The organism is Sphingomonas sp. Leaf21 (genome assembly GCF_916858675.1).
In the GTDB taxonomy this organism is placed as follows: Bacteria; Pseudomonadota; Alphaproteobacteria; order Sphingomonadales; family Sphingomonadaceae; genus Sphingomonas.
The window spans coordinates 78,151-92,116 of record NZ_CAKASM010000010.1 but is presented as its reverse complement, the minus strand read 5'-3'; the positions used below and the strand labels follow the sequence as shown (position 1 = coordinate 92,116).

Below are 13,966 nucleotides of genomic sequence, written 5' to 3'. Positions count from 1 at the left end.
GAGGAACCTACGATTTTTGGCAGATTTCAGCCGCTTTTGTCATCCCGGCTGCCGCTGGAATTTGTTACCCAACGTGGGTCGGACGCCACGTTTCCTGCGGGTTGCGCCAGTCGATACCTTCGAGCAGGCATGCCATCGCCGAGCCCGAGATCGCGACTGTGCCGTCCTTTGCAGCTGGCCACACGAAGCGGCCGCGCTCCAGCCGCTTGGCATACAGCGACATGCCCAGCCCGTCATGCCAAAGGATCTTACACAGCGCCCCGCTCTTCCCGCGGAACACGTACAGGTCGCCGGCGTGGACGTCCTTGTTCAGCGCTTGTTGAACCTGCAATGCGAGCGAACGCATGCCACGCCGCATGTCCGTGTGACCCAACGCCAGCCAAACTTTCGCGCCGTTCGGAACAGGTATCATCGGATCACGGACTTGAGCACCGCGGCCACCTGATCGGGCGACGCTGATGCAAAGACGCTCACGCGTCCGCCCCGCGCCAGATCAACGACGATGGTCGGCTGCACGATAGGCAATTCGACAGGGCAATCATCAACGACCACCGCTTCGGCGAAGCCGGCGACCGCAGTCGTCGCATCTGACCGTCGGCAAAGCTTGCGGCGCCAGGTATAGATCAACCCCGTCGAAACATCGTGCCGCCGAGCAACCTGCGCAACAAACGCACCCGGTGCAAAGGCCTCCGCCAGGATTTGCACCCGTTCCTCATCACTCCACCGGCGACGGCGCTCAGGCCCGCCAAAAACCGTGATTTGACCCACAATACCTACTCCTAAGCGTACTCTTAAGAGCGCGCTTAAGACCGGTCCTTCGCCTGACCGGCAAGGCGGCCGCTACCGGAGGCGTACCAGCCTTCAACGGCTGCATTTTTGCTCCGGCTTGGACCGTATCGCCATCGACTGTTTGCCATCACTCCTCGTGCTGCAGACCTGGGTGTTGCGGTTTGAGCGTCAGGCGGCGATCGGCATGCGAGGCCGATACTCTACCCATGGCGTTGGCGCCGAACGAGATGTGGTCGATGGATCTCGTCTCGGACGCCCTGTTCGATGGCCGGCGGTTACGAGCGCTGACCGTGGTTGACGCCTTCACCCGCGAAGCGCTGGCGATCTACGTCGACCAGGGGATCAAGGGCGAGCAGGTGGTCGAGGCGATGGCACGGATCTCGTTGACCTGCGGCGCGCCCAAGACCATTCGCGTGGACAATGGGCCGGATTCATCTCGAAGGCTATCGACCGCTGGGCATACGAGAACGGCGTCACGCTGAACTTCAGCCGACCGGGCAAACCAAGCGACAATGCGTTCGTAGAGTCGTTCAACGGTCGCCTTCGTGACGAGTGCCCGAACGCACATTGGTTCCTATCCATCGCGGACGCTCGAGCCAAGATCGAGGCCTGGCGACGGGACTATAACGAGAGCCGCCCTCACACATCGCTTGGCTGGATGACGCCGGTCGAATATGCTGCTGCAGCGGCTGCCAAGGCGACCGAACGAACGCCGGAAACTCATCCTCAGGTTGGATGAGAAACCGGGGGACCCTCACTATTATAGGGTACTTCCGTCGTCGGTCGCTACAATAAGGGGGGGGGGGGCGGGGCGCGTGCGATAAATAGTGCGTATAGAAAACTCCAAGCGGTCGCGTTTAGCACAAAGTATGGTGCTTGATGAAAATCATCAGAAACCTGCCTCCTCTTGTAGAGAGTGCCATCTTAGTAGCAACAAGGAGTCTTGGATCATGAAGTATATCGCCATGCCAGGTGGCATAGAATTAAGATAGAAATCAAGCATTTTATAAGGGCGCGCGCGGAGTGGATATCATATATAATATTATGATCAGTTCATTGTAGATCTAACTTCCGATACAGTTATGATTTTTACGATATATGCTCGGTGTGAATCTTTTTCATGGTCATTACCAAGACCTACTTTGGATAATGTACCCGAACGAGCGTTTTATTACAATCAGTTAGCCCGCGAAGCAGCGCGTTAAGCTTCGGCATATTTGAGAACCGCCAATATAGAAACCGACGCCCCCGAAATCCTTTGCCTATGCGGCTAAACCGGCGTAATTTATTCGATCAAGTAGATCGTAAGAAGCTGAAAATCTATCAGCGACGAACATCCAGTTGACCAGCGAGATAGGCATCCAGATCGGCCTGTTGGAATAACGAGGCATCGCCTGGCAGCGAATGTTTGAGCGTTGCGAGAGCAAGTCCCGTTCGCGCGATTCCCGCGATGCCTTGTCCGCTTTCCAGCGCGTGCAGCACACCGGCGGCAAATGCATCCCCACCACCAATTCTGTCTACGATGCCAGCAAGTGGCACCTCTTTTTCTTGAACACATTCGGCGCGGGTATCGATTCGAGCGGACAGTCGGTGCCGATCGACATGCTCTATTACTCGCTTCGTCGAAGCTATCATCTGCAACCTTGGAAAAGCAGCAAAAGCTGCCTCTGCAGCCCCACGACGCGGATCGGAGCCATCCCTTAAGAACTCATTGCGGCCCAAGAGCATCTCAATGTCACGATAGTCGCCGAACATAAGATCAGCATATGCAACGATCTCCGAGAGAAATTGACGCGGGTCTCCGTCCCAACGCGCCCATAACTTGCCACGCCAGTTGCCGTCGAATGAAACAGAAATACCGCGTGCCGACGCAGCTTTGACCGCTGCAAGAGCGGTGCGTGCCGAAACTAAACCCAATGCAGGCGTGATTCCGGATAAATGCAGCCGGGTGACGCCCTCTAGCAGGGCAGCCCAATCCCAGACAGTCTCCGGCGCCTCGGCAAAGGCGGACCCCGCACGGTCGTAAAGGACGTCCGTAGCGCGCGAACCTGCTCCTGAAGTGACGAAATAAAGACCGATGCGCTCGCCGCCATAATGGATACCCCGCGTATCGACGCCGTGCCCGCGCAGCGTTGTGATGGCTGCCCGACCAAGATCGTTATCGGGTACTCGGCTGGCAAAGGACACGGCATGTCCGAGCCGAGCCAACTGCGTTGCGACATTAGCCTCTGCGCCCGCTACCCAAACGTCGAGACGGGGTGTCTGCATCAGTAATTCACGCCCCGGAGGTGACATACGCAGCATGATTTCGCCGAATGCAAGAAGTCGGCGACTCATCGCGCGAGCCACCCACCGTCGACCGCAAGGATGTGGCCCTGCACATACGCTGCCGCGTCTGAAGCGAGGAACACCGCAGCACCGCCAACATCGTGGGGATCGCCCCAACGCCCTGCCGGGATCCGGTCGAGGATCGCGGCATTGCGCGCAGGATCGTCCTGCAAAACCGCGGTATTGTTGGTTGCGATATAGCCTGGCGCTATCGCGTTGACCGTTATGCCGTGCTTTGCCCATTCGTTGGCGAGGAGTTTGGTAAGGCCGCCAATGCCTGACTTCGATGCGGTATAGCTCGGTACACGGACGCCACCCTGGAAAGTAAGCATCGACGCGATGTTGACGATCCGGCCGCGACCATTCGCGATCATGTGGCGACCGGCAGCTTGGCAGAGAAAGAACACCGACTTCAGATTGGTATCTATGACAGCATCCCAATCTTCTTCGGAGAAATCGACTGCATCCGCGCGGCGTATTATACCGGCGTTGTTGATGAGAATGTCGAGGCCTCCAAGGCCCGAGACTGTTTCATCGACAATGCGCTGGACGGGATCGATGCTGGAGAGATCCGCCGAGACGATCTGCGCGCGTCGCCCAAGACTGCGGATCGCCAACGCGGTGTCCTCAGCTGGGGTTCGCCCGACGAGGGCAATGTCGGCACCGCTTGTGGCCAATGCGATCGCAATCGCCTGACCGATTCCGGTATTTGCGCCAGTGACGACGGCGATGCGGCCAGAAAGATCGAAGGGGTTCATTGCTGCTCCTGCTTTCCTCCCTGGAAGGGAGTGTGCGGTTTAGGAAGATACGAAGAATATAGTAAATTGGCCGGGTCGCACGTTATCGTAGCATAGCTTCGTTCGCGTCATTTCAAGTGACGCTACCCGAGATTACAGACTGCAAATGCCTGATCCGATCCATCGAGATTATTCTAATACGGGTTCTCACATACCTGTATGGTAGGCAGGACCATCTACCTGAAGTATCTTTGTGCTATCAATAGATAGTGTTTCTGCATCAGAATGCCTAAATCTCTTAGTAGCTCACGTAGTAATCTTTTTGGAAATCTTTTCCTTCGTAGGCTAGCAACATTGTCCACGGCTTCGGCGTGGTCGTCCAATAGATGTCGTCTGCTGGAAGGCCTAGGGAGAGCAGACTTTCAGCAGCAATATACATGCTACCAGCGTTAGAATACCAATCGCCCAATGATGGTTGGTGTCGCGTGAAACCGATCGTCAGAAAGCCGTCAGCGTCAAAATTGGACGGGTCGGCGAACACGCGCCGTTGGGCAGCGACTGTTGCGGCGCGCACTTGACCTGCGGGAAGCGTTGCCGGCAACATTCGGCGCCACGCGAGGAGCCCAATAGGTTGATGCGCGGCAGTGCGATAAGTCAACGATCTGCCGATAGCCGCGTATGCACCGTCTGGTCCGATTGCCCGTTCGATTTGCGCTGCATAGCGCTGCATCCGCTTGATCTGGATCGGGAGCCGATCCTTTGGTTCAAGGCTGTTGAACGGGGCGTTGGTGTTGACCAGCACTTCCAAAATTTGTGTCAGCATCGGGTGAATGACGTAGCTGTTGTAATAGTCGAAGTGGAAATGGACACCGTCGGCATACCAGCCGTCCCCGACATACCATTCTTCGAACTTCCGGATCGCGAGGTCGAGACGCACCGGATCCCATTCCGCGCCGACCGCTAGAAGGAAGGCCTCGTTCATCGCTGCAAACAGGAGCCAGTTGGTATATGGCGGAGAAATTCTGCGAAGGCCCTGAATTTCCGCAATGATCCTGGCCTTGGTCTTAGCGTCAAGAGGCTTCCACAAGGCATCGGGCGCGCGCAACAGCGCGCTCGTGAAATAGGCGGAGTCGACCAGCGGCTGACCTACACCTTGCCACAGCAGATAATCGGGACTCTTGGGATCGACGGCATGCGCGTAGCTTTGCAGCGCTTGCTGTCGTAACTGGCTGCGCATGCGCCCTTCAGGCGTTGTATCGTCGGGGAGCGCAAGCCACGGCGCGATGCCGTCGATCAGTCGACCAAACCCTTCGAGATAGCCAACCCGCGGGTCGCGTCCATCCCATGTCGGACTCAGCTCGAGCTTCCATTCGCGCTGCAGTCGTCCGCGCGCCATGCGTCCAAGTATGGGGCTAGCCATCTTCTCGAGCAACGTAAGCATATAGGCACGATCGGCTGCGCCTCCGGGCAGGGAGGAGGTCAGCTTGTCCGCCTGCGCTTCGGCAGGGGCTGCGTTGAGCATCGCCCCACCCGCCAGACCGCCAGCGAGCGCGGCGAGAAAGCCGCGGCGTTCCAGTCCCTCGTTCATTTGGTATCCTTCGGTACGATGAAGTCTAGCCGTTCACTCGAGGCATAGGCGTCCCAGGCGGCCCGGGTGCGGAAACCGCTGACGCCCTTGTCCCACGTGGAACCTGCGTAATAAACGAATGGCTTGCCCGGGGTGGCCTTTACCAAAACCAGATGATTGTCGGCGTCGTCGCGAACAGCCACGATAGTGGCGGGGTTAACACGGATGGCGATGCCCATCCGACCATGCTCTCCGTCCTGCGGCCCCCACCAGGAAAGGACCCCCGTGACCCGGTCGACAGTCAGGTCGCCACCGGCACCGGTCGTGCGCTTTCCGATACCGATGCCAACAATAATGTCGCCCGGCTTGTCGGAGGACAGGGTCGAAACCATTCGGGTGAAATTGGTGCCGAGCGGCAGAGTAAAGCGTCGCGTCTCCCAAACCTTACGACCGACATCTATAGGCCATGGTGCGTACTCAACCTCGAAATCCGCTGCGGTAGGGCCATCCGACAGGATGCGGTAGGTGCGGTAATTACGTGAGGTCCAAAGCTTGTCGTCATACCAGATGCCAAGGCCACCCATGCCGCGCCCGGTGCCGACATTATAAAAGTCGATTCCCTCGCCGTGGTAAGCGTGCTGGTCGCCGGTACGTAGCTGCCGGTCTGCGAACGGCCAACGCACGTTCTTGCCCCAGGCGTCTATTCCTGATCCTGACGGCGGCTCAGCGGCCTCAAGCGCATGGCCGTAGATGCGGTGAGCGGTACGATCGTTTTCCCAGAGGAGGTCGTCGTAACGATAGTCCGCTAGTGTAACGCGCGACGCGGGTTCGCGTTCGGTGCCGACAGGCGGCGTCAGCGGCTTGGAGATTGGCGGCATGTCCTGCGCATGGGCAATGGCCGCGACCGCGGTCAGCAGCAGCAGCGGCGCAAGCCGAGCAATCATTGCACCACCGTTGCGCTGGCCGGCTGTGCCATGGCAGGCGTTGTGCCGTCGCCAGTGAAAGGATGCAGTACAAAGCCGAAGCTGCGTGGTGCCAGAGAAATGCGATAGGTCATCAAAGGCCTTCCGGTTGCGTCCCAGTTGGTGTTGCCGCCAACGCCGGACTGCGCGGCGTCAATGAGCAGGGTGTTATGGTCATGTGGGGCGATATCGCTGCTCCGCCGTGTACCTGGCGATCGGCGCGAAAGATCATCATACGGGAAGGCGAGGGCGTTCACCGACAGCGGGGCGTTGCCGGTGACGCGCAGTCCGTCGACCCCCGCCTGCGACAACTCCATCCATCGTACGTCTGTCTTGTTACCGGTTTCCTGCGGGCGCATGTAGTCATGGTTCTGGTCCGCGATCCGCCCGCGCCACAGGCCGACCGCTGCCCCCGTCTTGCGATCGGCATAACTTTCATGTGGCCCTCGACCGTACCACTCCACCGTGTCGATCCGCGATGGCATGCTATAGGCAAGTCCGATACGAAGCGGATCGGGCAAACCGGCTTTCAAGGGCGTGAAGTCAGTTTCGACTGCTACCGATCCGTCTCCGCGCATAGTATAGCTGGTGACAAAGCGGGCTGCACCATTACCGAGCGTGTAGCGGACGGTAACGGTAGCGCCACGCGCCTCGATGCCCTCGACGTGGCGCGTATCGGACGCAACCCTCCAGATGTCGTGGGTCTTCTCGACGCCGGTGCCGATGTCGTTGTCGATCAGCGCCCGGTAAAAATTGGGAGAGCCCCCCGTCAGCATCGTGCGGCCCCGGGCGCTATAATCGACAACCAGCCCTGTGTTGCGATCGATCGTTAACGTTGCACCTGCGGCGCTAAGGCGGATCGCCTTGCCCGCGTTCGACAGTACAACCGCTCCTGCCGACGCCACAGCCCGTGCGGGAACAGCATGCCCCCATGCGAATTGCTCCCAACCGATCACCTGCCCGGCGGGTACCAGCGGCACACTATCCGCTTTGGCACGGGCACGGAGCATTAACAGGTATTCGGCGCCAGGCTTGCGTACAAGCGAAGGTAGCTGGAGTGTCACCGCCTCGCGCCCGTGGGCGGGCGTACGCAGCGTCGGCAGCACAGCGTGTGCGACCGAGACACCATCCTCCAGCACGTCCCATGACAGTTCGTAGTTGGAAAGGTTGACGAAGTCGTGTCGGTTGAGGATCATCACCCGGCCACTAACCGCGTCGAAGTCGGCGAACTGGACCGGCGAATAGACCTTTTGTACCTCGAACAGCTGCGGGTTGGGCGTGCGATCGGGCTGGAGAAGACCGTCGCCGAACTCAATGTCCCCGCCTGGATTAGGGCCGTACTCGCCCCCATCGCCCCAATAAGGCTTCCCGTCAGGGGTCGTTCGGTTCATTGACTGGTCGACCCAATCCCAAATGAACCCGCCCTGCATCCGGTCTGGATGCGCATAGATGACGTCCCAATAGTCTTTCAGGTTGCCGCCCGAATTACCCTGCATGTGCGCGTATTCACAAAGGATCAGCGGCTGGCGGTAATTCCAGTTGACCGCATAGTCGACCATCCGCTCCGGGGTGTCGTACATCGGCGCATAGATATCGGTGTAATCGTTGGGCCTGGGATCCCCGACCCACGTCCCCCAACCGAGATAGCTGAGCAGTCGATCCGGATCGCGTGTCCGCGCTGCGGCAGCGGCGTGTGCGAAGGCAGGGCCGATCCCGGCTTCGTTGCCTAACGACCAGAAAATGATCGACGGGTGATTTTTGTCACGTTCGACCATATTGACGACGCGACTGAGGTGCGCGGCATCCCAGGCTGGATCGAAGCCGATCTGAAACTGGCCGCGAACCTCTGGATGCTTGTTGGCATAGTCCATGTAACCATGGCTCTCGATGTTCGCCTCATCCATCACATAGAGGCCGTACTTGTCGGCGAGTTCGTATAGTCGCGGATCGTTCGGGTAATGCGACGTGCGGAGCGCGTTGATGTTGTTGCGCTTCATCAGCTGCACATCCCGTTCCATCGTCTCTGGCGACACAACGTGAAAAGTGTCAGGATCGTGTTCGTGACGGTTAACGCCGCGGATCGTGATCGGTTTGCCGTTGACGGTCACCAGCCCCTTAAGCATCGCGACCGTGCGAAAGCCGATCCGGCTATACGTCGACTGAATGATTGCGCCTTTGGCGTCGTAGAGTTCGACCAGTAGCATGTAGAGCGCGGGGGTTTCGGCGGTCCACGGACGCACACCGGGGACGGTGCCCGTCAGCGTGGCCGTGCGCTCGAAAGTACCCGCGACGATCGGGGCGGAGCGCGTAAGCACAGGCTTGTCGCCATCCAGCAGCGTCATCCGCGCGGAGGTCGCCGCACCAGGTGTCACCGCGACATCGACCGCGAGCGTGCCGTCGCGGTAGCTTGGGTCGAGCCCGGCATGGACGAAGAAATCACGTACCCGCGTTCGGGGCGCCGCCATCAGGAACACTTCGCGTTCGATCCCGGACACGCGCCAGAAGTCCTGGTCCTCCAGATAGCTGCCATCTGACCAACGATAAACCTGGATCGCAATCGTGTTGCGCCCGGGCTTCATGTGCCGAGTAACGTCAAACTCTGACGGCAGCTTGCTGTCCTCCGAGTAGCCGACCTTCACTCCGTTGACCCAGACGTAGTAGGCAGATCCCGCCGCGCCGATGTGTAGGATCACATCGTTGCCCGACCAGTGCGCTGGCATGTCGACGTCGCGGCGATACGATCCGACCGGATTGGTCGCATGTGGGATCAACGGTCGATTGGCAGGGAAGGGGTAGGTGATGTTGTTGTAGCGCGGCTGATCATATCCCTCGGCCTGCCAGTCGGCGGGAACCTTAATCTGCTTCCACGCTGATACGTCGTAATCCGATCGCTCAAATCCGGCGGGCGCGGCATCTGCGCTGGGCGAAAAGGAAAAACGCCACATTCCACTGAGCAAGAGGAAACGGTCGGATTTCGTGCGGTGGCCGGCGATTGCCTTCGCCCGCGTTTCAAAAGGGAAGCCGGTTGCGCGCGCCGGCTCCTTGCCGATTGCAAAGACCGACGGGTTCTCCCACTCAGGGCGTACGGGGGAGGCTTGAGGTTGTATCGGCGGGGCGGGCAGATTCTGCGCGACCACGGCATGCGTTATCGGGACAATAGCAATTACGGTACCTACCAGAATCCGTCGCAATCGCCCCGTTGACCGCATCGCACTCCCTTCCGTAATCGACCTCGTCGTGCGGCAAAGCCACCCGCGAATATTGATAATAAGACAGGGTCGACGCGCTCCTCGTCCACTGTTAAATTGGTCATACAAGAAGAAACATATAATACAAGTGTGCCAGGTAAATCTGCAGACTTCGCTTGGTAAGGAAACGACATTGCCCGGACGCACCTCCTCGCTGACAGACGATCTGTTCGCAAAATTCGAAGCCCGTATCCGTTCAGGCGAGATGCCTCCAGGATCGCGCTTCCCGGCTCAAAAGGACATTTGCGCTGCCGAAAACGTCAGCCGCACGGTCGTGCGCGAAGCCTCCGCAAGGCTTGCAGCGCAAGGCCTGACGACATCGCGGCAGGGATCGGGGGTATTCGTCGCCGAAAATGCAGCTTACCGAGCTTTCCAAGTGACTCGGGAGGAACTTGGCGAACTTGCTGACGTCATCAAGCTGCTTGAAATGCGACTGGCGGTGGAAACGGAGATGGCGTCGTTGGCCGCAGCGCGCCGAACCACCGCGAATATCGGGGAGATCCGTGAGGCTTTGCAGCGAATGGCTGACGTAAGTGACGATCCAGCCGCTGCAGCGCAGGCTGATATCGCCTTCCACTTGGCGATCGCTCGCTCGACACAAAACGATTACTACGTGCGCCTGATCGACTTTCTGGGATTGCGGCTGGTTCCTCCGCGCAGCCTTTACCTGCGTGATCAGTCAACCGAGGCTCATCAGGCATACGCAGCCTTGGTGCGCACAGAGCATGACGCGATCCTCGATGCGATCGTGCGTATGGATTCCCAACGGGCACGCGACGCCGCGCGCCATCACATGCAGGAGAGTCTCAGCAGACACAGTGAACTTAGCCAAACAGCTCAAATGCGCGACGGCGCGATTGACGGGAAGATCGAGGGGTTATAGTACAACATCGTCAGCGCGGCATCAGCTCTCGCGACCAAAAGGAGGTTCGGGGTGGATCAGCGCATCAGGACGAATGACGGCGATGCCGCGCATGCGCCGCCCCCAGATGTGATTGCCCAGGCCGTGCACCGTGCCGGTTCGTATCGCTGGGTAATCTGCGGTCTTTTGTTCGCCGCGACCGCGATCAACTACATTGATCGGCAGATGATCGGGGTACTCAAGCCGCTGCTTCAAAGGGACCTCGGTTGGCGCGAAAGCCAGTATGCCGACATTGTTTTCTGGTTCCAGGCGGCCTATGCGATCGGCTACCTTGGCATGGGTCGGTTCATCGACCTGGCCGGTGCCCGCTTTGGCTACGCCATCACCTTCACGCTGTGGACACTCGCTCACATGGCGCACGGACTGGTCGCCACTGTCGGTCAATTCGGTCTTGTACGGTTCGCACTCGGTATTGGTGAAGCAGGCAATTTTCCTGCAGGGCTGAAGGCCGTGACCGACTGGTTCCCGCAACGTGAGCGCGCGCTCGCGGTCGGCATTTTCAACGCGGGCGCTAACGTCGGCGCAATCGTGACGCCGCTGATCGTCCCCGTAATAGCGCTACGCTACGGATGGCGTGCTGCGTTCCTCGCAACGGGGGCGTTCAGTGTCGTCTGGCTCGTCGCGTGGTTGGCTATCTACCGCCGGCCGGAAGAACATAAGCGGCTTGGTTCACAGGAACTCGCACTGATCCGTAGCGACCCGGTGATGCCGGCGCGTCCTTTGCCGTGGCGGCGGTTGTTTTCGGTCCGGGAAACCTGGGCCTACGCCATCCCCAAATTTTTGACCGACCCTATCTGGTGGATGTTCCTTTTCTGGCTGCCTGATTTTCTCGGCAAGCGTTATGGTCTAGATCTCAAGAGCTTTGGCCCACCGCTGGTCGTGATTTACGTGCTGTCGGATCTTGGCAGCGTGGTTGGTGGTTGGGCTTCGTCACGAATGATCAAGGCGGGTCGCAGCGTGAATGCCGCCCGCAAACTCACAATGCTCGCATGTGCTTTTGCCGTGCTACCGATTGTCACTGTGCAATACATCGACTCTCTTTGGGTCGCTGTGCTGCTGATCGGGCTGGCGACAGCGGGGCATCAGGCATTCTCGGCCAATCTGTTGACGCTACCATCCGATCTGTTCCCCCGTGCCGCGGTGGGATCTGTCGTTGGCATTGGCGGGACAGCGGGGGCGATAGGCGGCATGGTCATCGCAAAGTTCGTCGGTTACGTCCTGGACCTTTCGGGTAGCTATGCATCGATTTTTGCGGTCGCGGGCGGTGCTTATTTCGTTGCCCTGCTCGCGCTTCACGTTCTCAGCCCAAGGCTTGCTGCCACGCGTGCAGGTCTCGATTCCATTCCGACATCGGAGACACTCGCATGATCATGCGATCCATTGCCGTCATTGCTTTGCTTGGCGTGGCCACGCAATCAATTGCACAACCTTCTAGCGTGCGATCCGCCCCGGTACGCGGTCAGCCGATAGCCTTGGCGGTGCAGCTTGCGACGTGGCAATTAGCCCGGCTCGACGCCGCGCACATATCGCGAGTCACCACGGAAACAAAAAACCCCCGTGCCTGGGAACAAGCGGTATTTTGGATTGGTATGACGGCACTTGCCGACGCCGGTGGGCCACCTGCGATCCGGCAGGCAGTGCTCGAAATGGGGAAGCGCAATCAGTGGCTGCCCGCGTCGCGGCCCTATCATGCCGATGATTTGGTTATCACCCAAGCCTATCTTTGGGGGGCGCGCAACGGTGCGGGGCCAGCAGCACTGGCACCGACGCGCAAGGCCTTCGACTTTATTCTCGCCAACCCCCCGCGGGTCGGGCTGCCGTTCTACCAGCCGCCTAGCGGCTATGATGATACCGAGTGCTTGAAGCGCTGGTGCTGGTGCGATGCGCTGTTCATGACGCCCCCCGCGATGCTGGAACTGTCTGCGCAGACCAACGACTCACGTTATCGCGACTACGCGATGCGGGAATATTGGGCGACGGTCGACTTCCTGTTCGATCCCTCAGAGCATTTGTTCTATCGTGACAGTCGCTTCTTCGAACGCCGCGACGAGCGGGCGCGCAAACAATTCTGGTCTCGGGGCAACGGTTGGGTCTTCGCCAGCATGCCGCGGTTAATTCCACTATTGCCGAGGGAAAGTGCTGACCGTCGGAGGATGGAGGCGCTGTTCGTCGAAATGGCGGCGCGGCTGAAGGCGTTGCAGAAGGCAGACGGCTATTGGGCGCCGTCGCTTCTTGCCCCCGAAGGATCCCCGCCTGAATCAAGTGGCACGGGATTCTTCACCTATGGCATGGCGTGGGGCATCAAGGCCGGACTACTGGATGCGCGAACCTACCGACCAGTGGTAAATCGCGGCTGGGCGGCACTCGAACGCGCGATCCAGCCGGATGGGCGGCTCGGATGGGTTCAGCAAGTCAGCGATCGGCCTGAAAAGGTCGAGGCAACCGACACGCAATATTACGGTGTAGGGGCGTTCCTGCTTGCCGCGACCGAAGTAGCCGCGCTCGATCAAGATCGATGAGGGGCCCAGACGGCACTCGTCAAAGACAACATTCAAAGTGATAGGAATTCGTTAGTGTACGAGAAAACTTATTACGCGACGCATCCTGATATGATGGTGGATGCTTCCACTTCGGATTTGCGCGATCGATATCTGGTCGACGGACTGTTTCGCAGTGGCGAAATCGTGCTGACTTATTCGCATGGTGAGCGGTTTATAATTGGTAGCGCAGTGCCTGGAGCAACGCCGCTTATTCTGCCTCGCCAGACCGAGCCGGTCAGCGCCGCCGGCCATTCGCTACTCGAAAGGCGGGAGCTTGGTGTCGTCAACATCGGCGCTCCGGGACGTGTCATTATCGATGGTAGGACGATCACGCTCGACCGCCTGGACGCGCTCTATGTTCCAATGGGGTCCGTCGACGTCAGCTTCGTCGGGGAAGGCGCTCGATTCTATCTGCTTAGCGTGCCCGCGCATCGCGCATTCCCGTTGCGCAAACTAACGCTCGGTGAAGTCGAGCCTATGGAGCGCGGCAGCTTGGAAACGTCGAACGCCCGATCGATCTACCAATTGATCCTGCCGCATACCTGCGCAAGTGCCTCGCTATGCATGGGCATGACGCTGTTGAAGCCTGGAAGCGTATGGAACACGATGCCGCCGCACGTCCACGAACGTCGTTCAGAAATTTACCTGTATTTTGATCTCGCGGATCAAGACCGCGTTTTCCACTACATGGGGCGTCCGGACGATCTCCGTCACATCATAATGGAAAACGAACAGGCGGTAATTTCGCCGCCGTGGTCTGTTCATATGGGCGCTGGGACGAGCGCCTACGGCTTCATCTGGGCAATGGCTGGTGAAAACCTCGATTATGGTGACATGGACGTGCTGGATATCTGCCAGCTCCGCTGACAGACT

At 59.1% G+C, this 13,966-nt stretch carries 11 protein-coding genes and 1 pseudogene; 5 read left to right on the top strand and 7 right to left on the bottom strand.

The genetic code is table 11. The features are described from left to right. Positions 1 to 64: 64 nt before the first annotated feature. Together tnpB and tnpA are read right to left on the bottom strand one after the other, a co-directional pair. Positions 65 to 412: an IS66 family insertion sequence element accessory protein TnpB gene (tnpB, locus tag LRP66_RS10305; RefSeq protein ID WP_268992453.1), complete on the bottom strand. Its 348-nt coding sequence runs from the start codon at positions 410 to 412 to the stop codon at positions 65 to 67. After that, a complete protein-coding gene (gene tnpA / locus LRP66_RS10300) occupies positions 409 to 768 on the bottom strand; it encodes an IS66-like element accessory protein TnpA (RefSeq protein WP_230482445.1) in 360 nt (119 codons plus the stop codon). The genes tnpB and tnpA overlap by 4 nt, the downstream gene beginning before the upstream one ends. A gap of 224 nt (positions 769 to 992) precedes the next feature. Here tnpA and LRP66_RS10295 point away from each other — a divergent pair. Beyond that, positions 993 to 1,528, top strand: a pseudogene (locus LRP66_RS10295) (IS3 family transposase); the annotation flags it as partial. Between the two features lie 584 nt (positions 1,529 to 2,112). Here the strand turns inward: LRP66_RS10295 and LRP66_RS10290 are convergent. The 5 genes from LRP66_RS10290 to LRP66_RS10270 form a co-directional block, all read right to left on the bottom strand. Continuing rightward, entirely contained in the window at positions 2,113 to 3,126 is a 1,014-nt protein-coding gene (locus tag LRP66_RS10290; RefSeq protein ID WP_230482443.1) for a sugar kinase, read from the bottom strand. Next, positions 3,123 to 3,875: a 2-dehydro-3-deoxy-D-gluconate 5-dehydrogenase KduD gene (kduD, locus tag LRP66_RS10285; protein ID WP_230482441.1), complete on the bottom strand. Its 753-nt coding sequence runs from the start codon at positions 3,873 to 3,875 to the stop codon at positions 3,123 to 3,125. Before kduD ends, LRP66_RS10290 begins: the two co-directional genes overlap by 4 nt. Before the next feature lie 277 nt (positions 3,876 to 4,152). Next, the gene (locus LRP66_RS10280) at positions 4,153 to 5,442 is read right to left on the bottom strand and encodes a DUF2264 domain-containing protein (RefSeq protein WP_230482440.1); all 1,290 of its coding nucleotides are present in this window, start codon (positions 5,440 to 5,442) and stop codon (positions 4,153 to 4,155) included. Continuing rightward, positions 5,439 to 6,365, bottom strand: a complete 927-nt coding sequence (locus tag LRP66_RS10275) for a DUF4861 family protein (protein WP_230482438.1) — start codon at positions 6,363 to 6,365, stop codon at positions 5,439 to 5,441. Before LRP66_RS10275 ends, LRP66_RS10280 begins: the two co-directional genes overlap by 4 nt. Next, positions 6,362 to 9,592 carry a glycoside hydrolase family 2 TIM barrel-domain containing protein gene (locus LRP66_RS10270; RefSeq protein ID WP_230482436.1) on the bottom strand — a complete coding sequence of 1,077 codons (3,231 nt, stop codon included), beginning with the start codon at positions 9,590 to 9,592 and terminating at the stop codon, positions 6,362 to 6,364. The genes LRP66_RS10275 and LRP66_RS10270 overlap by 4 nt, the downstream gene beginning before the upstream one ends. A 172-nt stretch (positions 9,593 to 9,764) precedes the next feature. Here LRP66_RS10270 and LRP66_RS10265 point away from each other — a divergent pair, with 172 nt between their 5' ends. The 4 genes from LRP66_RS10265 (at position 9,765) to kduI (ending at position 13,960) form a co-directional block, all read left to right on the top strand. Continuing rightward, entirely contained in the window at positions 9,765 to 10,514 is a 750-nt protein-coding gene (locus LRP66_RS10265; RefSeq protein WP_230482430.1) for a FadR/GntR family transcriptional regulator, read from the top strand. A 108-nt stretch (positions 10,515 to 10,622) separates the two neighbouring features. Next, positions 10,623 to 11,921 (top strand): MFS transporter, encoded by a 1,299-nt coding sequence (locus LRP66_RS10260; RefSeq protein ID WP_230482474.1) that lies wholly within the window; start codon positions 10,623 to 10,625, stop codon positions 11,919 to 11,921. After that, on the top strand, positions 11,918 to 13,072 hold the full coding sequence (locus LRP66_RS10255) for a glycoside hydrolase family 88/105 protein (RefSeq protein WP_230482429.1): 1,155 nt from the start codon (positions 11,918 to 11,920) through the stop codon (positions 13,070 to 13,072). Before LRP66_RS10260 ends, LRP66_RS10255 begins: the two co-directional genes overlap by 4 nt. 54 nt (positions 13,073 to 13,126) lie before the next feature. Further along, positions 13,127 to 13,960 carry a 5-dehydro-4-deoxy-D-glucuronate isomerase gene (gene kduI, locus LRP66_RS10250; RefSeq protein WP_230482428.1) on the top strand — a complete coding sequence of 278 codons (834 nt, stop codon included), beginning with the start codon at positions 13,127 to 13,129 and terminating at the stop codon, positions 13,958 to 13,960. The last annotated feature ends 6 nt before the right edge of the window (positions 13,961 to 13,966 follow it).